General features: G+C 67.9%; 18 protein-coding genes. 14 read left to right on the top strand and 4 right to left on the bottom strand.

All coding sequences use genetic code 11. The annotated features are described in order from the left end of the window. The 10 genes from D5041_RS20980 to rbsK all read left to right on the top strand — a co-directional run bounded on the left by D5041_RS20980 (position 1) and on the right by rbsK (position 8471). The gene (locus D5041_RS20980; RefSeq protein ID WP_029554191.1) at positions 1 to 363 is read left to right on the top strand and encodes a DUF4845 domain-containing protein; all 363 of its coding nucleotides are present in this window, start codon (positions 1 to 3) and stop codon (positions 361 to 363) included. Between the two features lie 2 nt (positions 364 to 365). Further along, the gene (gene rnc / locus D5041_RS20975) at positions 366 to 1052 is read left to right on the top strand and encodes a ribonuclease III (protein WP_010102953.1); all 687 of its coding nucleotides are present in this window, start codon (positions 366 to 368) and stop codon (positions 1050 to 1052) included. Further along, positions 1049 to 2026, top strand: a complete 978-nt coding sequence (era, locus tag D5041_RS20970; protein WP_407702312.1) for a GTPase Era — start codon at positions 1049 to 1051, stop codon at positions 2024 to 2026. The genes rnc and era overlap by 4 nt, the downstream gene beginning before the upstream one ends. Positions 2027 to 2087: 61 nt before the next feature. Further along, on the top strand, positions 2088 to 2852 hold the full coding sequence (gene recO, locus D5041_RS20965; RefSeq protein ID WP_265285670.1) for a DNA repair protein RecO: 765 nt from the start codon (positions 2088 to 2090) through the stop codon (positions 2850 to 2852). Then, on the top strand, positions 2849 to 3628 hold the full coding sequence (locus tag D5041_RS20960) for a pyridoxine 5'-phosphate synthase (RefSeq protein ID WP_265259303.1): 780 nt from the start codon (positions 2849 to 2851) through the stop codon (positions 3626 to 3628). Before recO ends, D5041_RS20960 begins: the two co-directional genes overlap by 4 nt. A gap of 88 nt (positions 3629 to 3716) precedes the next feature. Then, positions 3717 to 4817 carry a beta-N-acetylhexosaminidase gene (nagZ, locus tag D5041_RS20955; protein ID WP_265259302.1) on the top strand — a complete coding sequence of 367 codons (1101 nt, stop codon included), beginning with the start codon at positions 3717 to 3719 and terminating at the stop codon, positions 4815 to 4817. Positions 4818 to 4835: 18 nt separating this feature from the next. Then, a complete protein-coding gene (locus tag D5041_RS20950; RefSeq protein WP_265285669.1) occupies positions 4836 to 5615 on the top strand; it encodes a 2OG-Fe dioxygenase family protein in 780 nt (259 codons plus the stop codon). A 169-nt stretch (positions 5616 to 5784) separates the two neighbouring features. Next, the gene (locus D5041_RS20945; protein ID WP_265259300.1) at positions 5785 to 6222 is read left to right on the top strand and encodes a universal stress protein; all 438 of its coding nucleotides are present in this window, start codon (positions 5785 to 5787) and stop codon (positions 6220 to 6222) included. Positions 6223 to 6307: 85 nt separating this feature from the next. Continuing rightward, positions 6308 to 7450 (top strand): tRNA 2-thiouridine(34) synthase MnmA, encoded by a 1143-nt coding sequence (mnmA, locus tag D5041_RS20940; protein ID WP_265285668.1) that lies wholly within the window; start codon positions 6308 to 6310, stop codon positions 7448 to 7450. 79 nt (positions 7451 to 7529) lie between these two features. Beyond that, positions 7530 to 8471 (top strand): ribokinase, encoded by a 942-nt coding sequence (gene rbsK, locus D5041_RS20935; RefSeq protein WP_265285667.1) that lies wholly within the window; start codon positions 7530 to 7532, stop codon positions 8469 to 8471. Positions 8472 to 8483: 12 nt separating this feature from the next. Here rbsK and D5041_RS20930 read toward each other — a convergent pair whose 3' ends face one another. Continuing rightward, positions 8484 to 9827, bottom strand: coding sequence for an MFS transporter (locus D5041_RS20930; RefSeq protein ID WP_265285666.1), 1344 nt, complete (start codon positions 9825 to 9827; stop codon positions 8484 to 8486). 182 nt (positions 9828 to 10009) lie between these two features. Between D5041_RS20930 and D5041_RS20925 the strand changes: the two genes are divergently transcribed. Beyond that, entirely contained in the window at positions 10010 to 11215 is a 1206-nt protein-coding gene (locus tag D5041_RS20925; protein ID WP_265285665.1) for a YbfB/YjiJ family MFS transporter, read from the top strand. Between the two features lie 72 nt (positions 11216 to 11287). Here the strand turns inward: D5041_RS20925 and queF are convergent, their stop codons facing one another. From queF to yaaA, 3 genes are read right to left on the bottom strand one after another with little or no spacing between them, the layout of a single operon-like run. Then, positions 11288 to 12133, bottom strand: a complete 846-nt coding sequence (gene queF, locus D5041_RS20920; protein ID WP_265285664.1) for an NADPH-dependent 7-cyano-7-deazaguanine reductase QueF — start codon at positions 12131 to 12133, stop codon at positions 11288 to 11290. Between the two features lie 60 nt (positions 12134 to 12193). Next, positions 12194 to 13099: a 2OG-Fe(II) oxygenase gene (locus D5041_RS20915; protein ID WP_265259292.1), complete on the bottom strand. Its 906-nt coding sequence runs from the start codon at positions 13097 to 13099 to the stop codon at positions 12194 to 12196. Beyond that, a complete protein-coding gene (gene yaaA / locus D5041_RS20910; protein ID WP_265259291.1) occupies positions 13096 to 13914 on the bottom strand; it encodes a peroxide stress protein YaaA in 819 nt (272 codons plus the stop codon). Before yaaA ends, D5041_RS20915 begins: the two co-directional genes overlap by 4 nt. 417 nt (positions 13915 to 14331) lie before the next feature. Here yaaA and glyA point away from each other — a divergent pair, with 417 nt between their 5' ends. From glyA to D5041_RS20895, 3 genes are read left to right on the top strand one after another with little or no spacing between them, the layout of a single operon-like run. Further along, positions 14332 to 15576: a serine hydroxymethyltransferase gene (glyA, locus tag D5041_RS20905; protein ID WP_265282757.1), complete on the top strand. Its 1245-nt coding sequence runs from the start codon at positions 14332 to 14334 to the stop codon at positions 15574 to 15576. 24 nt (positions 15577 to 15600) lie between these two features. Further along, on the top strand, positions 15601 to 16050 hold the full coding sequence (gene nrdR / locus D5041_RS20900; RefSeq protein WP_010106545.1) for a transcriptional regulator NrdR: 450 nt from the start codon (positions 15601 to 15603) through the stop codon (positions 16048 to 16050). 17 nt (positions 16051 to 16067) lie between these two features. Further along, positions 16068 to 17720, top strand: coding sequence for a hypothetical protein (locus tag D5041_RS20895; RefSeq protein WP_265285663.1), 1653 nt, complete (start codon positions 16068 to 16070; stop codon positions 17718 to 17720). Positions 17721 to 17865 lie beyond the last annotated feature (145 nt).

Genomic DNA, 17865 nt, shown 5'->3' with positions numbered 1-17865 from the left:
ATGAAGATGCATCGCACGGCAAGCCGCTCGCGTCAGCGCGGCCTGTCTTTTCCGGGGCTGGTCTTTCTGGCCGTCCTGGCCCTGATGGCTCTGGCCATCGTCGTTCGGTCGGTTCCCATCTTCCTGGAGTACGCCTCAGCGAAAAAGGCGATCCAAAAAGCAAAGGATGGAATCAGCGTCGCCGATGCGCGCGAGACCTTCGACCGCGCTGCCGCGATCGGTGACGTGCACTCCATCAAGGGCTCCGACCTCGAGGTCAGCAAACAGGGCGACAAGATCGCGGTGTCGTTCAAGTACTCGCGCGAGATTCACTTGTTCGGCCCGGCGTACCTCACGTACCGCTTCGAAGCGCAGACCGAGTAGGTGTGTCAGCCGCCCTCCTGGCGCTGCAGGAGCGCCTGCAGCATGTTTTCTCCGATCCGCGCCTGCTCGAGCGCGCGATCACGCACCGCAGCTTTTCTGCGGACAACAACGAGCGGCTGGAGTTTCTCGGCGACGCCGTCCTGAATCTGGCCGTGGCCAGCCTGCTGTACCAGCGGCTGCCGTCGCTGCCCGAAGGCGATCTCTCGCGCATGCGCGCGAACTTGGTCAAGCAGGACAGCCTGCACCAGCTGGCGCTGCGTCTGCGGCTCTCCGAGGCCCTGCGCCTCGGGGAGGGCGAGTCCCCCCGCGCCGGTAGCGCGCGACGTCCTTCCCCTTCCATCCTGGCAGATGCACTCGAGGCGCTGATCGGCGCGGTCTACCTGGACGCGGGCTACGCCGGCGCGCAGGCCCTGGTGCACCGCCTGTTCGAGGGGGTGGAGATGAATCCCCTGCAGGACGCGGACGCGAAAACCGCATTGCAGGAGTGGCTCCAGGGCCGCAAAATGCGGCTGCCGCAGTACCGGGTGGTCGCAACGCTGGGCGCGGCGCATAGCCAGACCTTCGACGTCGAGTGCGCCATCGCCGAACTGGGCCTGACCGAACGCGGCATCGGCGCTTCCCGCCGGGCCGGCGAGCAGGCGGCTGCGGGCGCCATGCTGGCCACATTGAAAGCAGGAAACCACCTATGAATGACGCTGCCGACGAAGGCGCAAGCGCTGCGGAAGGTCCAGGCGACGACCCCGACGCCATGCGCGCCGCCGACTTGCCCGCCCAGCGCTGCGGCGTGATCGCCATCGTGGGCAAGCCCAACGTGGGCAAGTCCACGCTGCTCAACGCCCTGGTGGGCGAGAAGATCAGCATCACCTCGCGCAAGGCGCAGACCACGCGCCACCGCATCACGGGAATCCGCACGCGCGCGCAGACGCAGTTCATCTTCGTCGACACGCCGGGTTTTCAGACCCGGCATGCGGGCGCGCTGAACAAATCGCTGAATAAGACCGTGCTGGGCGCCATTGGCGACGTGGACCTGATCCTGTTCGCGGTCGAGGCCGGCAACTTCACGCTCGCCGACGCCCGGGTCCTCTCGCTGCTCAAGCCCGAAATTCCGGCGCTGCTCGTGGCAAACAAGCTCGACCTGGTGCAGCGGCGCGCCGACCTGGCGCCCTGGCTCAAGGGCATGCAGGAGCGGCACCCGTTTGCCGAGTTCGTTCCCATGTCGGCCAAGAACAAGGGCGACGTCGAGCGCCTCTTCGGCATCTGCGCCAAGTACCTTCCCGAGCAGGCGTGGTGGTACGCCGAGGACGAGCTCACCGACCGCAGCGAACGCTTTCTGGCCGGCGAGACGGTGCGCGAGAAGCTGTTCCGCTTCACCGGCGACGAACTGCCCTACAGCTCGACGGTGCTCGTCGACAAGTTCGAGGAAGAGGCGAGCCGGCAGTACCGGCGCCTGGTGAAAATCGCTGCCAGCATCGTGGTCGAACGGGACAGCCACAAGATGATGGTCATCGGCGAAAAAGGCGAGCGCCTCAAGCGCATAGGCACCGAGGCGCGCCAGGAACTGGAAAAGCGGATGGACGCCAAGGTCTTCCTGGAGCTCTGGGTCAAGGTGCGCTCCGGCTGGGCGGACGACGCCGCGCGCGTGCGCGCGTTCGGCTACGAATGAGCCGCGCTTGAGCCCCGCACGCCCCCCGTCCTGCCCTGCGCCGCTGCGGGTTTGATTCCTCATGGCTGCCGCCGCGCGCATTGCCGATGAACCCGCTTTCGTGCTGCACAGCCACGACTGGAGCGAGTCCAGCCTGATCCTGGAAACCTTCTGCCGCCACCGGGGGCGCGTCGTCCTCGTGGCCAAGGGGGCGAAAAAGCCCTGTTCCAACTTTCGCCCGGTGCTGCTGCCGCTGCAACCCTTGGCGCTGACCTACACCCTGGCCGGCGACGGCAGCGCGGAGATCCACACCCTCAAAGGCGCGGAATGGCTCGGCGGCCATGTGCTGCCCACGGGCGATGCCCTGCTCTCGGGCCTGTACATGAACGAGCTGCTGCTGCGCCTGCTCGCCCGCGACGACCCGCACCCGGCGCTGTTCGACGCTTACGCAGGCGTGGTGCGCGTGCTCGCCAGCGAACACGGCGACGCGCTGGAGCCCGTCCTGCGCAGCTTTGAACTGCTGCTGCTGCGCGCGATCGGATTGCTGCCCAGTCTGGCGGTCCAGACCATGGCGGCCGCACCGCTGCACGCCGACCAGCGGTACACGCTGGAGCCCGAGGGCGGCCTGCGCGCCGCATCCGCCGCCGACCGCGCCGGACTGCCCGGCCACCAGTGGCAGGCGCTGCAACGCGCGCTCGACGACAGCGCCAGCCCCGGCGCCACACTGCGCGCCTGCGCACCGGTCTGCGCAGAACTCAAACCCCAGCTGCGCGCCCTGCTGCAATACCATTGCGGCAGCCCCATGCTGCGCACCCGCCAACTCATGCTTGACCTGCAAGCCCTATGAACAATCCCTCCCCCCCACGCCGCGCGCAGCGCACCGCCCTGTCGGTCAACGTGAACAAGGTGGCGCTGCTGCGCAATACGCGCCACCTGGGAATTCCCGACGTCAGGCACGCCGCGCGGCTGTGCCTGGGGGCCGGCGCCCAGGGAATCACGGTGCACCCGCGGCCCGATGAACGGCACATCCGCAGCCAGGACGTGTCCGAACTGGCGGCGCTGATGCAGGCCTGGCCCGACCGCGAATACAACATCGAAGGCAACCCGGCGCAGAACCTGATGGGCTTCATCCGCGAGCTGCGTCCGCACCAGGCGACCTTCGTTCCCGACAGCGAGGACCAGTTCACCAGCGACCATGGATGGCGCTTTCCGCAGGACGCCGAGCGCCTGGCGCCGTGGATAGCCGAATGCCGGGCGCTGGGCGTGCGCGTGAGCCTGTTCATGGACCCGGACCCGGCGCAGATGGCCGCCGCCCGGGCCGTGGGCGCGGACCGCGTGGAGCTCTACACCGAGCCCTACGCCGCCGCCTGGGGCAGCCCGCGGCAGCCCAGCGAACTGCTGCGCTACCGCGACGCGGCGCAGGCCGCACGGGACGCGGGCCTGGGCGTGAACGCGGGACACGACCTGAACCGCGACAACCTCGCAGCCTTTGTGCGCGCGGTCCCCGGCCTGCTCGAGGTATCCATTGGCCATGCGCTGATTGCCGACGCGCTGGAACTGGGCTACGGCGCGACGGTGCAGGCGTATCTGGACTGCATCGCCGCGGGCGCTGGCGGCGTCTGAGAAAACGGATTTGCTGACCGCCACCCGTGCGTTGCAGCCCCAACCGGCGACGGCGCATGCTTTCCATGCCGCGATGATTTGCAACACCATGACCCAACACGCCCCCCTGATCCTCGACATAGCAGGAAAAGAGCTCAACGCGGACGATAGACGCCGCCTGGCCCACCCGCTGACCGCAGGCGTCATCCTGTTTGCGCGCAACTGGGAGGGCCGTGCGCAGCTGCTGCAACTCACCCGCTCCATCAAGGCCGTGCGCGAGGATCTGCTGATCTGCGTGGACCATGAGGGCGGCCGTGTGCAGCGCTTTCGTGGCGATGGCTTTACCCACCTGCCGCCCATGCGCGCGCTGGGCGCGATGTGGATGGACGACGGCCACGGGAGCCGGGCCGCGCCCGGCAGCGGTGCGCTGCGCGCCATCCGCGCCGCGACGGCCGTGGGCCATGTGCTGGGCGCCGAGCTGCGTGCCTGTGGCGTGGATTTCAGCTTTACGCCGGTGCTGGATCTGGACTGGGGCGAGAGCAGCGTGATCGGCGACCGTGCGTTCCACCGCGACCCGCGCGTGGTCACCCTGCTCGCCAAAAGCCTGGCGCACGGCCTGCTCCAGGCAGGAATGGCGCATTGCGCGAAGCACTTTCCCGGGCACGGATTCGCGCAGGCCGACTCGCATACCGAGCAAGCGTCGATCGATGGGCGCGACCTCGAGACCATTCTGGCCGCCGACGCCGCACCGTACGCCTGGCTCAGCAGCATGCTCTGCGGCGTGATGCCGGCGCACGTGATCTACCCCCAGGTGGACAGCCGCCCCGCGGGCTTCTCGCGGCGCTGGTTGCAAGACATCCTGCGCCGCCGGATGCGTTTCCACGGAGCCATCTTCAGCGACGACCTCGGCATGGAGGGCGCACGCCATATCGATGGCCAGGCCGTGAGCCATACCGACGCGGCCGTCGCCGCGCTCGCCGCGGGTTGCGATCTGGTGCTGCTGTGCAATCAGAGCGTGGCGGACGCGGGCAGGGCGCTCGATGAATGCATGGTCGGCCTGGAAAAGGCCCGGGTGGAGCGCCGCTGGCGGCCCCGCGCGGACAGCCAGGCGCGCCGCCTGGCCCTGCTGCCCCGGACCCCGTCATTATTCGCCTGGGACGCCCTGATGCGCCAGCCCGCCTACTGTGAGGCGCAGGCCCTGCTGCCCTGAACGGAGAACCGCCGCTCCATGACCCAAGTCACTTTTCCCCCGCCGTTCATCCCCGCCGGCGACGCTGCCCGCCAACTGCGCCAGCGGGGCTACGCCGCGCTCGCGCCGGCCGACGTGGCCCGCTGGATCGGCTGCGATCTTTCCGATCTGATGGGCCTCGGCGCTGACTGGGCCACGCTGCCCCCCGACGAATTCCTCCGGGACGGCGGCCGCTACCGCCGCCGGCGCCATGCCTGCTTCGTGGTGCAGGGGAAGCAACTGCGGCAGGCGCCGCACCGGGCGCACTGGCAGCCCGTGGAATACAACGCGCTGCATGGCGGCATGGAGCGCTGGTTTGCGCCCATGGAGCCGGCCACCGTGGCCAAGCCCGTGTGGCGGCAGCTGCTGCTGGCGCTCGCCGGGGTGTCCGACGCCGTATTCGCAGGCCAGGACAGCCCCGTTGCCTGGTTCGTCGAGGCGCACCAGTTCCGCATCGACACCACGGACGGCATTGGCCGCCCCACCCCCGAGGGCGCGCACCGCGACGGCGTGGACCTGGTCGCGGTGTTCCTGGTGCGGCGCGAGGGCGTAAAGGGCGGGGAGACGCGCGTGTTCGAGGCCGCCACGCCCGGCGGCCAGCGCTTTACGCTCGCGCAGCCATGGTCGCTGCTGCTGCTCGACGACGCCCGCATGGTCCACGAATCCACGCCCATCCTGCCCCTGGCCGAGGGCGGTTACCGCGACACGCTGGTGCTGACCTGCCGGCGCGGCAATTTTCAGGGAGCCGACGTGCCGAGGCAGGGGGCTGCACAATCCTGACGCCCGCCTTGCGTCGCCGTTCATCGCGACCCGGAACTTGATGCGCATCAAGATACGGGGCCTGCCGGGCGTGGACACTCGCGCAGTTGCAGTGCAGGCAGTGCGCCGCAGCGTTGTTCCGGATCGGGCCACCAACCCGCTCCCCCTCCGACTTCCAAGGAGAAGCATGATGTTTGAGCATATTCTGGTTCCTGTCGATGGCTCCAAGACCTCGCTGCTGGCCGTCTCCAAGGCCGCGGCCCTGGCCAAGGCCTTTGGCAGCGTCGTGACGTCCGTGTACGTGATCGACCCGTATCCCTTTACCGGTGTGGGCGCCGATTTCGCCTACGGCCAGGCGCAGTACACGAATGCCGCCACCGCCGAGGCGAACATCGCCCTGGACGCCACCCGGCGGGCCATGGCCGAGGCCGGCGTGCCGGTGAGCACCCTGGTGGGCGAGGGCCATGCGGTGCATGAGGGCATCCTGCGCGCGCTCGAGAGCACGGGCGCCGACCTGATCGTCATGGGCTCGCACGGCCGCCGCGGGTTGGAAAGGCTGGTCCTGGGCAGCGTCACCCAGCGCGTGCTGGGCGTGGTGCGTATCCCGGTGCTGGTCGTGCGCGAATAGTGCCTCATCCGGGTGCTGGCGCGGCCAGGGGCGCGGCCTCTCGTCCGCGCAATGCAGCGGCGGCGCAAAAAATACAATCCGGGCAATGACTGCATCAGCCAAGCAGCGCATCGTCGTCGGCCTCTCCGGCGGCGTGGACTCCGCCGTCACCGCGCACCTGCTGAAACAGCAGGGTCACGAGGTGGTCGGCATCTTCATGAAGAACTGGGAAGACGATGACGACAGCGCGCACTGCGCGTCGCGCATCGACTTCGTCGATGCCGCGGCCGTGGCCGACGTCATAGGCATCGAGATCGAGCATGTGAACTTCGCGGCCGACTACCGGGAGCGCGTGTTCGCCGCGTTCCTGCGCGAGTACCAGGCTGGCCGCACGCCCAATCCCGACGTGCTGTGCAACGCCGAGATCAAGTTCAAGGCCTTTCTGGACCACGCCATGCGCCTGGGCGCCGAGAAAATTGCCACCGGCCACTACGCCCGGGTGCGGCAGAACCCGGAATCGGGCCGGTTCGAACTGCTCAAGGGGCTGGACCAGTCCAAGGACCAGAGCTACTTTCTGCACCGCCTGAACCAGGCGCAGCTGTCCAAGACGCTGTTCCCCCTGGGCGCGCTGCACAAGACCGGGGTGCGGCGCATGGCCCAGGAAATCGGCCTGCCCAACGCCGGCAAGAAGGACTCCACCGGCATCTGCTTTATCGGCGAGCGGCCGTTCCGCGAATTCCTGAACCGCTATATCGCCCACGCGCCCGGCCCCATCCAGGACGCGCGGGGCCGCACGCTGGGCCGGCATGTGGGCCTGAGCTTCTACACCCTGGGGCAGCGCCAGGGGTTGGGCATTGGCGGCGTCAAGGAAGCGGGCGCCGGGCGCGGCGGCGGCGCGCACGAACCCTGGTTCGTCGCCCGCAAGGACCTGGCGCGGAACATCCTGCACGTGGTCCAGGGGCAACTGCACCCCTGGCTGCTGTCGCACACCCTCGACGCCCGGGACGCGAGTTGGATATCCGGCCACGCGCCCGCCCCCGGTGCCTACGCGGCCAAGGCGCGCTATCGCCAGCAGGACGCTGCGTGCACCCTGCTTGGCGCCAACGCGCAAGCATTCCGCCTGCGCTTCCCCGAGGCGCAGTGGGCCGTGACGCCCGGGCAAAGTGCGGTCCTGTACGACGGGGACCTGTGCCTCGGGGGCGGGGTGATTTTTGGCACCGAGGCCGGCCCGGCGGCGCCTCCGGCTTGAACTTGGCTCTCGTGTTACTCCGCACGCCTCACGGCAAACGACCCGCTGAATTCCCATCCGCATGCACACCGCCCCGACCATGAACCAACCCGCCCCCTGCATCGCCGTCGTCGGCAGCTTGAACATGGACCTGGTGCTGCGCGTGCGGCAGGCCCCCGGACCTGGCGAAACCGTGCTCGCCGACGCGTTGCAGACGCTGCCCGGCGGCAAGGGCGGCAACCAGGCCGTGGCCTGTGCACGCCAGGGCGCGCAGGTGCACATGTTTGGCCGCGTGGGCGACGACGCCCATGGCCGCACGCTGCGCGCCGGGCTGGACGCCGAAGGAATCGGGCACGGCGGTGTACAGACTGATCCGGTGGTGTGCACCGGCATGGCCGCGATCACGGTGGACGCCACGGCGCAGAACCGCATCGTCGTGGTGCCGGGCGCGAATGGCCGCTTCGTGCTCGACGCCGCCGCGCTCGACGCTGCGTTGCAGCAGGCAGATTGCCTGGTCCTGCAGTTCGAAACGCCGCTGCCCCAGGTGCTGGCTGCGGCCCGGCGGGCGCGGGCAGCGGGCTGCCCGGTGCTGCTCAACCCCTCGCCCATCCAGCCCCTGCCCGACGCGCTGTGGCCGCTGCTGCGCACCTTGGTCGTGAACGAAGTGGAGGCTGCGGTCCTCATGGGCAGCGTCGTCGCCACCCCGGCCGACGCGGCTGCGGCGGCGCGGGCGCTGCGCGCGCTCGGCCCCGCGCAGGTGGTGCTCACGCTTGGCGCCGCGGGCGCGGTGGTCGCCGACGAGACGGGCTGCCGCCACCACCCGGCCCCGGTGGTGGCGGCGGTGGACAGCACCGCCGCCGGCGACACCTTTCTGGGCGCGCTCGCCGTGGCGTTGGCGCAGCGCCAGCCGCTCGACGCCGCCGTGCGCGCGGGAATCCGCGCCGCCGCGCTGTGCGTGCTGCAGGCCGGCGCCCAGCCCTCGATCCCCAGCCGCGCAGCCGTTGTGCAAAGCGCGCAGCCTCCCGACCCGATCCGGCTGTAAAACGCGCCCGCCTCAGCCCTGGCGCGTCCGGCAATCACGCCGCCACGGCCTGAAGCCGAGCCACAGCACGATCCCCGGCAATTGCAGCAGCAGATTCAGCCCCAGTGCCGCACGGTATGCGGCTTGCGGATACTGCCCCTGGTGCGGGACCCACTGGGTGATCAGCAGGCCCAAACCCCATTGCACGCCAAAGGCCAGCAGGAACACCAGCAGATTGAACGAGGTGCTCACCCGGCCGGTCAGGTGGCCGGGCACGCTCTGCGCCACGATGGCGTAGTTCATCGTGGTGGCGGTGCCGAAGAAGCTGAAGCCCACGGCCACGACCAGCGGATGCACTGCGAGCGTTCCAGGACCCAGCACCATGAGCAGTTGGAACAGCAGGAAGAGGACGGTCCCCGTGCCGCACACGAGCACCGGCTTGAAGCCGTATTTCTGCACCGCGTCGGTGATCCAGCCGAAGAACAGCGAACCCGCGACCATGGCAACCGTGCCGGCGAACAGCACCTGCGCGACCTGCGGGCGCGCCAAATGACCCACGTCGCGCAGCCACGGAGCCATCCACAGGCCCTGCACCGCCATGTAGGTGGCGTGCGCGAACAGCGTGTACAGCGCGAGCCGCCAGAACGACCACGCCCGGTACAGTTCGCCCACGGTGCGGACCATGTCGCGCAGGCGCGTCTGCGTTTTCTGGCCAGGGTGTTCGGGAACCACCCCGAAGATGAGCGCGCTGACCAGCAGCGTGCCGGCTGCAAGCGCCAGGAAGGCGCCGCGCCAGTCGGTCAGGCCCAGCGCCCACTGCATGGGCGTGGTTGACGCCATCGCACCCATTCCGCCGACCGCGAGCAGGATCGCGGTGCTCAGTGGCAACCGCTCCTGCGGCAGCCACAGCGAACCGGCCTTGATCGCCGACATCAGCGAGCCGGCCACGCCCAGGCCGATCATGCCGCGCGCCAGCACCAGTTCGCCCAGCGACTGCGCCCGCGCAAACAGCACCGCACCGGCGGCGGCGACGAGCAGCATGGGCCCCTGGACCTTGCGCGGGCCAAAGCGGTCCAGCGCCACGCCGATGGGCAGCTGCGCTGCGGCAAACGTGAGGAAGTAGGCGCTGGTCAACAGGCCCAGGCTGCCCGCGGCCAGGCCCAGGTCGTGCGCCAGGTCGGGGTACACCACTGCGTTGACCGTGCGGTAGAGATAGGAAATGAAATGCGCCAGTGCGAACGGCAGCAGCACGGTCGCCAAAAGCACCGCCAAGCCGGGGCCGCTGCGCGCTGCCTGCGGCGGGTCGGCCACGGCAGACTCCGGGGCCCCGGTGACGGGCTGCGCGGCTGCGGCGCTGGCTGGGTCATTGGCTTGCATGGCTTGTCACCGTATTGCATGGGTGGAATGGGCTGGGCGCCGACCGTGGGCCATGGGGCGCTGGGCAACGCACGGCCGGCCGGGCACTATAGGCGAAGCGCGCCCGCATCCACCAAGGAATCCAATCGCTGAAAGGCACGCGGGGGGCACGCCGGCCCCAGGAGAAACGGTGAAAATCCGGCATGCTCCCCGCCGAACAATCCCCCCAAACCCTCTCGCCGAGTCTGTGGCCGGCCTTCGGTCTGGGGTTGGCGGCGGCAGTCAGCAACGGCTTCGCGCGCTTTTCCTATGCCCTGGTTCTGCCGGCGATGCGCGAGAGCTTCGGGTTGAGCTACGCCGAGGCCGGGTGGTTGAACACTGCCAACGCCCTGGGCTATGTGATCGGCGCCCTGTCCGGTTACTGGTTGCTGCGTTGGCGCCGTCCCAGCGAACTGTTTTCCGCCGGTCTGTGCATGACGGTCGCCACGCTGGTCTTCACCGGGTTTTGTTCGAGCTTGGTCGGTCTGAGCGTGGCCCGTTTGCTCTCGGGCATTGGCGCGGCCTGGGCGTTTGCCTGCGGGGGGGCCTTGATTGCCGTCCGCTATCAGGATTTTCCGAAGCGCTACGGGATCGCGACCGGGGTGTTCTTCTCCGGCGCGGGGATCGGTATTTCGGTCTCCGGATTGTTCGTCAGCCCGGTGCTCGCGGTGACGGGTCCGGCGGGATGGATGTACGCGTGGTGGGTGCTTGGCTTGCTCGCTGCGCTGGGGTCGCTATGGCCACTGCGCGAAGCTTGGCGCGTCCATGGGGGTAGCAATAGCGCCTCGGCGGCGCGCTTGCCCCTGTCGGGCCTGAAATCGGCGCTGCTCGGATATTTCATTTTTGCCGCCGGCTATATCGTCTATATGACGTTCATCTTCGCCCTGCTGCGCAACCGGGGCCTGTCCTGGCAATGGGGGACTGCGATCTGGGTCGTGCTCGGCGCCGGGGTCTCTTTGTCGCCCTTCGTCTGGCGCCGGGCGCTCAAGGACATGCCACCGGAATTGGTGCTGTCCGCGAGCTGCGCGACGACCTTCGTCGGCTCGGTGCTCCCGTTGCTGGAAAGCAGCCTCGCAGCCTGCATCGTTTCGGCATTCATTTTCGGCCTGGGCATGTTCATCGCGCCCTCATCCGTCGCCGTGCTCCTGCGCAAGAGCATGCCGACGGAACTGCTGGCCAAGGGCATGGCCTTTTTCACCGTGGTATTTTCCGTTGGCCAGGCCATCGGACCATCGCTGGCCGGTTGGGTCGGCGATCGGGGGACGCTGGACACGGCGTTGCTGGCAGGGGCGGCACTGCTGCTCGCATCCACCCTGGTGCCTCTTGTTGGTTACTTGCTGCCAGCGGGTGCGGGCGGAACAAATTCGTAATGCCCATCCCCTGCTGCGGGTCAGGGGCCAAGCGATCCTGGTCGCCCGGCACGCGTGTCCAACCCGGGGTGACTACTGCCGTGCCGTGCGCACGTTGCGCGGCAGGCCCTGCGGGCGGCTGGTGCGCAGCGGGTTGATGTCGATTCCCCCGCGGCGCGTGTAGCGCGCGTACACGGTCAGCGCGCCGGGTTGGCAGCGTGTCCACAGGTCCATGAAGATGCGCTCCACGCATTGCTCGTGGAATTCGCTGTGCCGGCGAAAGCTCACGAGGTATTGCAGCAGCCCTTCCTGGTCGATCTGCGGGCCGTTGTAGGCAATCTGCACGCTCGCCCAGTCGGGTTGGCCCGTCACCGGGCAATTGCTCCGGAACAGCTTGCTGGTCAGCACCTCGGACACGGGCGCCGCGTCGAACCGCGCACGCAGCAACTCGGGCGCGGGCTGGTAGTGCGTGCATTCCACGTCCAGCCGGTCCAGGCTCAGGCCGTCGAGTTCGTGCACGGGTTCCTGGTCAAACCGTTCGGGGCCCAGCAGCGTCACCCCTACGGCGGCCGAACGCTCGGCGCCGCGCCACACGGCCTCGCCCAGGTCGGCGCGGATGCGCGCCTGCACCTGCGCGGCGTCGGCGAGGCAGGTGTTGTTGAAGCTGTTCAGGTAGAGCTTGACGGACTTGCTCTCGACGATGTTCGGCGTCTCGCAGGGCACCGTGATGTGCGCCAGGGCCAGTTGCGGCTTGCCGCGCGCATTCAGCCACGACAGTTCAAACGCCGTCCACAGGTCGGCCCCGAAAAAGGGCGCGGCGCCGGTGATGCCGATCTCTGCCCGCTTGTCGGCACGCGGGATGGGAAAGAGCAGCGCGGCGTCGTACTGGTCGACATAGGTCGATGCCTTGCCGAGCCGGGATTGTTCTGGCGGGTTCATGGTCTGCACGGTTGCGTCATGTTTTCAGCGGCTGAAGGTGCGCGGATACGCAAGCCGTTTTCACCTGAATTCCCGCTCGCGCAGCCACTTGGTGGCGATCCACTTGTCGCCCGCAATCACCGGGGCGCCGCCGTGCAGCGTGCGCGTGTCGGGGTGCGGGCGGTCGTAGCTGAAGAACACGGCATTGCCGCGCTGGGGCGCGACGGCGACGTGCACGTCAGGGAATACGGTGCCACCGCCTTTCTCGGTCGTGGCCAGGTACAGCACCAGCGTGCCCACGCGTTGCCCGCCGCGCTGGAGGATCTTCGGCGTTCCGGGATCCTCGGGGTTGAAGTAGTCGTAATGTGGCTTGTACTCGGCGCCGGGGCGGTAGTGCAGCACCTGCAGGCCCTCACCGTTTTCCACGGGCCAGTTCAGCAGGCGCGCAATGCGCGCTTCGATGCGCTGCAGCAGCGGGCTTTCTCCGCGGTGGAAGAACATGCCGTCGCTGGTGCGGGCGTCGTTGAACTCTTCGCCCCCCGTTTCGGGGGCCACCGTGAGCGAGCGCGCCATGCGCGACGCGGCGGCGGCGATCAGGGCCTCGCATTCCTCGGGCGCAAGCAGATTGCCAAACACCACGATGCGTGGCTGCTCCATGCTCAGCAGCACGTCTGCGGTGCGGTCGCCACAGTCCACCCGGGTCGGGGATTCGTCCAGGCGCGGCCCGGGCATGGAGGCTGGCGGGCTCTGTGGCGCGGCGGGTTCGACCAGGAGCTGGTGCAGCGTGCTCTCGAGCGCTTCGGCCGCCACCTGCTCATTCCAGCCGGAACTGCGCATGGATTGCAGCAGCGAGGCCTGCGTGCAGCCGGCCTGGGTTTGCTCGATGATCCAGCGGCGTAATTCGGGCGTGACCTTCTGCTGTGCGGCGGCGCTGCTGCGCTGGGTGCTCGTTGTGCTGTCTTGTCGCGGGTCGGATTGCTGTGTCATGCGGGTCCTTCGGTTGCAACAGGGTTTTGGGTTCGGGGTGCGGGGGCCTTGCGCCGGAACACCAGGCGCTCGGGATCGGACGCTGCCGGGGCAAAGGCATAGCCGTCCAGAGCAAACCCTTCGAGCCCGTGCGCTGTGGTGATGCGGTGCGTGATGGCATGGCGCGCCATGAGGCCGCGTGCGCGCTTGGCGTGCAAGCCGATGATCTTGTACGCGCCGCCTCTCCAGTCCTCGAAAACGCATTCGACGACGCGTGCCTTGAGCGCCCTGCGGTCCACCGCCTTGAAGTATTCCTGCGACGCGAGGTTTACGACCACGGGCGTGGCGTCGGCCTGCAGGCGGGTGTTCAAATGCTTGGCAATCCGGCTGCCCCAGTACTGGTAGAGGTTGCTGCCGGCATCGGTGGCCAGGCGCGAGCCCATCTCCAGCCGGTAGGCCTGCATGCGGTCCAGCGGGCGCAGCACGCCGTACAGACCGCTGAGAACGAGCACATGCTCCTGTGCCCAGTCGAGATCCGCTGCGCTCAGCGTGCGCGCCTGAAGGCCCGCGTAGACATCGCCGTTGAAAGCCAGCAGCGCCTGGCGCGAGTTCGCGGACGTGAAGCGCGGCGTCCAGGCCCGGTAGCGCGCCACATTCAGCGCGGCGAGTTTGTCGCTCAGGTGCATGAGGTCGGCAAGGTCTTGCGCGGACTTGCTGCGCAGCACCTCGATGAGCGCGGCGGACTGCGCAAGGAACCGGGGCGTGGAATGCGCCAGGCCTGCGGGCAGGGGCGTGTCGTAGTCGAGCGCTTTGGCGGGGGACAGCAGAAACAGCATGTGTGGTGTGGGGCCGGAGGTCCGAAGCTGCCTGAGGGAAAGGCCGTCGGTGGTCTGGCCGGAGCATAAATGCAGGCCGCAACGCCCCAAATGGTACAGGGTGCGTGGTGATTACGCCGCTCCACCGGCCCACAGCCCATCAACCAAAGCAAGTTCCGCTTGGCGATCGGCCGGGTTCTGATCGGCTGTCAGGAGCGTGTCTGTCGGCTACACTTGCGGATGCACGTGACTGGCGATAAGGCGCCGTACCCCGCCCCACCCGGCACAGGGGTGCTGCCGCTGATGTGGAAACCGGCAAGGGCTTGACTCCCTTGCGAACCACCGGGGAGCGCGCCGCAAGGGAATCCTTTCGCTCTTGCGTTCCGCCGTTCGCCTGGGCAGCCCTTGTCTCAAGGGATACAAGTTTGCAGGACCACCATGTACGACCGCCATCTTCTCGTCGAGCAAATCGACCCCGAGCTGTTTGCCGTGATCCAGGCCGAGAACGCCCGGCAGGAGCAGCACATCGAACTGATCGCCAGCGAAAACTACGCATCGCCCGCCGTCATGTGGGCCCAGGGTACGCAGTTGACGAACAAGTACGCCGAAGGCTATCCCGGCAAGCGCTACTACGGCGGCTGCGAGCACGTGGACCGGGCCGAGCAACTGGCCATCGAGCGCGTGAAGAAGCTCTTCGGCGCCGAGGCCGCGAACGTGCAGGCACACTGCGGCGCGTCGGCCAACGAGGCCGTTTTTCTGGCCTTTCTCAAGCCCGGCGACACCATCATGGGAATGAGCCTGGCCGAGGGCGGTCACCTCACGCACGGCATGCCGCTGAACATGTCGGGCAAATGGTTCAACGTGGTCTCCTACGGCCTGGACGCGAACGAAGTCATCGACTACGACGCCATGGAGCGCAAGGCGCACGCCACCCGGCCCCGGCTGATCATTGCCGGCGCTTCGGCGTACAGCCTGCACATCGACTTTGCCCGCTTTGCCAAGGTGGCCCGGGACCTGGGCGCGACCTTCATGGTCGATATGGCGCATTACGCCGGCCTGATCGCCGCCGGCCTGTACCCCAACCCCGTGCCGCACGCCGACGTGGTCACCAGCACCACGCACAAGAGCCTGCGCGGCCCCCGCGGCGGGATCATCCTGATGAAGGCCGAGCATGAAAAAGCGATCCACAGCGCCATCTTCCCGGGTCTGCAGGGTGGCCCGCTGATGCACGTGATAGCCGCCAAGGCCGTGGCCTTCCAGGAAGCGCTGCAACCCGGATTCAAGCTATACCAGGAGCAGGTGCTCAGCAATGCCAAGGTGCTCGCCGAGACGCTGAGCGCGCGCGGCCTGCGCATCGTCAGCGGCGGCACGCAGAGCCACATGATGCTGGTCGATCTGCGCGCCAAGGGAATCACCGGCAAGCAGGCCGAGACCGTGCTCGGTGCGGCGCACATGACCGTGAACAAGAACGCCATTCCCAACGACCCCGAAAAGCCGATGGTGACCAGCGGCGTGCGCATCGGCACCCCGGCCATGACCACGCGCGGTTTCCGGGAAGAACAGGCGCGCGCCACGGCGCACCTGTTCGCCGACGTGCTCGACAAGCCGCACGACGCGGCGCATGTCGCCGCAGTGCGCGAGCAGGTGGACGCGCTCACGACGCGCTTTCCGGTCTACGCCTGACCCTGACGCCCCGCCACCGCCCCCATGAAGTGCCCCTTTTGCGGCCACCTTGAAACGCAGGTCGTCGAAACCCGGGTATCCGAGGAGGCGGTGTTCATCCGCCGGCGCCGCCAATGCAGCGCCTGCGACAAGCGCTTTACCACCTACGAGCGGCCGGAAGTGAGCCTGCCGGCCATCGTGAAAAAGGACGGTCGCCGCGTCGAATACGAGCACGACAAGCTGCTTGCATCGTTCCATCTGGCGCTGCGCAAGCGTCCGGTCAGCACCGACCGGATCGACGGTGCGATCGAGCGCATCGAGGAAAAACTGCTCGGCCTGGGGCCGCGCGAAGTGCCCTCCAGCCGCATTGGCGAATGGGTCATGCGCGAGCTCAAGAAGCTGGACAAGGTGGCCTATATCCGCTTTGCCAGCGTGTACCGCAGTTTCAAGGACATCGACGACTTCCGCGCCATGGTCGACGAGGTGCGCAAATAACCCGACAGTCCGGAAACATGCTTGAGCCGTTCGCCACCCCGACCCCCGCCAAGCCGGCGCGGGCGCTGATTCGCCCGATCAGCCAAGTCACCGTGAAACTCCTCCCGCGCAGAAACCAGACAGCGCAGGAGCGCTTTGACGCGACGGTCGATCAGGTGCTGCGCTGGCTGGAAAAAAAGTCCGGCCGCAGCCTCCCGTCCGAAGCCTGGCAGCGAAGCAGCTTCGATCTATCGGAAATCGGCGCGCCGCGCGCCGCGGCCGTGGCGCTGGCCGAACCCCGGTCCTGGGCGGCGCGGCTCGACGACGACGACCAAAGCGTGCTGCAGCGTGACTGGATCACCGAAGTCGGCGTGCGCCTCGATTCCCGGGGCGCGGTGCAGTTCGGCACCCGGCTGATCTGCGCCACGCGCGGCGACAATGCGCCATTCGACCGCTCGATCCCGGGTTTCGCCAAACAGATTCTGCGCGCCGGCCCGGCCGAGCTCGACGGGGAACTGATTCACAAGACGCCACGCATCATCGCGAGCGAAGCCGACGTCGACGCCCTGCTGGCCTTGCTCGAGCGGCCAGAGCGCATCGCCGACGTCGTGGTCCTGTCCTTGCCGGTAGGCTCCGAGGACCCGAGCCAAACGGCGATCCCGGCCGAGCGGTTCCTGCAGCAAACACTGGGGGCGGCGCATGTGGTGGTTCTGACGGGGCGCGCGAGTTTTCTGCTCTCGGACCGGGTCGGGCGCGAACTCTCCACATTCCAGCAGGCGGTCCGAACCTATCGGTCCGGCTTCAAACGCTGTGTGGACGAAGCCTCACGGCATCCGCTCGCGCTCGCGCAGCGCATCGCCGCATGGAATGAGAAAGGCCCCCTGGCCTTCGCACCCTGGCTGGTCAACCAGGTGCTGTGGAATACGGTCCGGGGGTATGAGCGCGAGCAGCGCCTGCCCAGCTTCAACTTCGTGCGCCAACAGGCCGCGCAGAAAGAACGCAGCCAAGCCAGGCCCGCCGGCGACAGCGATACCGATCTGGTGCAACTCGAGCGGGACAACGAGGCGCTGCGCACCAGCTTGCAAGAGCAAAAGCAGGAGTACGACGACCTGCTCAAACTCGCCGAGGACGAGCGCAACGCCGCCGAGCAAAAAGCGGAAGCCGCGAAGGAACAGGCCTTCAAACTGCGGCAAAGAGTCTGCGCATTGGAACAGCAGCTGGCGCAGTCGCCAGGCCGGCAGGACGTGCCGATTCCGCAGGAACTCGACGAATTCGAGTCCTGGTGCGAGGAGCAACTCGCCGGCGCGCTGGTCATGACGCCGCGCGCAATCCAGGGCGTGCGCAAATCGACCTACGAAGATCCCGCGCTGATCTACAGGGCGCTGCTCCTGCTCAAGGAATACTATGTTCCGATGCGCATTCATGGGGGGGACGACAGAAAGCAAGCCTACGACCAGGCGTTGGCCAGCCTGCACCTCAAGGAGGAGCACACGGGAAACGCCACCAAATGCAATGGCGATCAGTACAGCGTGCAATATGCGGGCCATCGGAAGGTTCTCGTTCGCCACCTGAAAAAAGGCAATGCGCACAACCCGCGGCATTGCTTTCGTTTGTATTTCTTCTGGGACGATGAGAGCCAGTTGGTCGTCGTGGGCTGGCTGCCCTCGCATCTGGACAACAAGGTGACTTAGCGTCTGGCGTCGTGTCACGCCGCCCGCCGCCGGGGCTTGGCGAACGCAGCGCGGCGTTGTTTCTCGGCACCAGGACGAACGGCGACGACTGCCCGAAACGCCTGGTGGACGTTGCCCGGTCATCGGGCAAGAGCACAGCCAAACC

Source organism: Verminephrobacter aporrectodeae subsp. tuberculatae, assembly GCF_026127385.1.
Taxonomy (GTDB): Bacteria; Pseudomonadota; Gammaproteobacteria; order Burkholderiales; family Burkholderiaceae_C; genus Acidovorax; species Acidovorax aporrectodeae.
Note: the sequence above shows the minus strand (reverse complement) of the source record. Positions and strands in the feature narration are given on the sequence as shown.

Excerpts from the sequence above, each read along its gene's own strand:
- D5041_RS20945 (WP_265259300.1), top strand. The coding sequence starts at position 5,785 with ATGTTTGAGCATATTCTGGTTCCTGTCGATGGCTCCAAGACCTCGCTG.
- nrdR (WP_010106545.1), top strand. The coding sequence starts at position 15,601 with ATGAAGTGCCCCTTTTGCGGCCACCTTGAAACGCAGGTCGTCGAAACC.
- recO (WP_265285670.1), top strand. The coding sequence starts at position 2,088 with ATGGCTGCCGCCGCGCGCATTGCCGATGAACCCGCTTTCGTGCTGCAC.
- queF (WP_265285664.1), bottom strand. The coding sequence starts at position 12,133 with ATGAACCCGCCAGAACAATCCCGGCTCGGCAAGGCATCGACCTATGTC.
- D5041_RS20980 (WP_029554191.1), top strand. The coding sequence starts at position 1 with ATGAAGATGCATCGCACGGCAAGCCGCTCGCGTCAGCGCGGCCTGTCT.
- D5041_RS20895 (WP_265285663.1), top strand. The coding sequence starts at position 16,068 with ATGCTTGAGCCGTTCGCCACCCCGACCCCCGCCAAGCCGGCGCGGGCG.
- D5041_RS20925 (WP_265285665.1), top strand. The coding sequence starts at position 10,010 with ATGCTCCCCGCCGAACAATCCCCCCAAACCCTCTCGCCGAGTCTGTGG.
- era (WP_407702312.1), top strand. The coding sequence starts at position 1,049 with ATGAATGACGCTGCCGACGAAGGCGCAAGCGCTGCGGAAGGTCCAGGC.
- D5041_RS20950 (WP_265285669.1), top strand. The coding sequence starts at position 4,836 with ATGACCCAAGTCACTTTTCCCCCGCCGTTCATCCCCGCCGGCGACGCT.
- D5041_RS20960 (WP_265259303.1), top strand. The coding sequence starts at position 2,849 with ATGAACAATCCCTCCCCCCCACGCCGCGCGCAGCGCACCGCCCTGTCG.
- mnmA (WP_265285668.1), top strand. The coding sequence starts at position 6,308 with ATGACTGCATCAGCCAAGCAGCGCATCGTCGTCGGCCTCTCCGGCGGC.
- yaaA (WP_265259291.1), bottom strand. The coding sequence starts at position 13,914 with ATGCTGTTTCTGCTGTCCCCCGCCAAAGCGCTCGACTACGACACGCCC.
- rbsK (WP_265285667.1), top strand. The coding sequence starts at position 7,530 with ATGAACCAACCCGCCCCCTGCATCGCCGTCGTCGGCAGCTTGAACATG.
- nagZ (WP_265259302.1), top strand. The coding sequence starts at position 3,717 with ATGACCCAACACGCCCCCCTGATCCTCGACATAGCAGGAAAAGAGCTC.
- glyA (WP_265282757.1), top strand. The coding sequence starts at position 14,332 with ATGTACGACCGCCATCTTCTCGTCGAGCAAATCGACCCCGAGCTGTTT.
- D5041_RS20930 (WP_265285666.1), bottom strand. The coding sequence starts at position 9,827 with ATGCAAGCCAATGACCCAGCCAGCGCCGCAGCCGCGCAGCCCGTCACC.
- D5041_RS20915 (WP_265259292.1), bottom strand. The coding sequence starts at position 13,099 with ATGACACAGCAATCCGACCCGCGACAAGACAGCACAACGAGCACCCAG.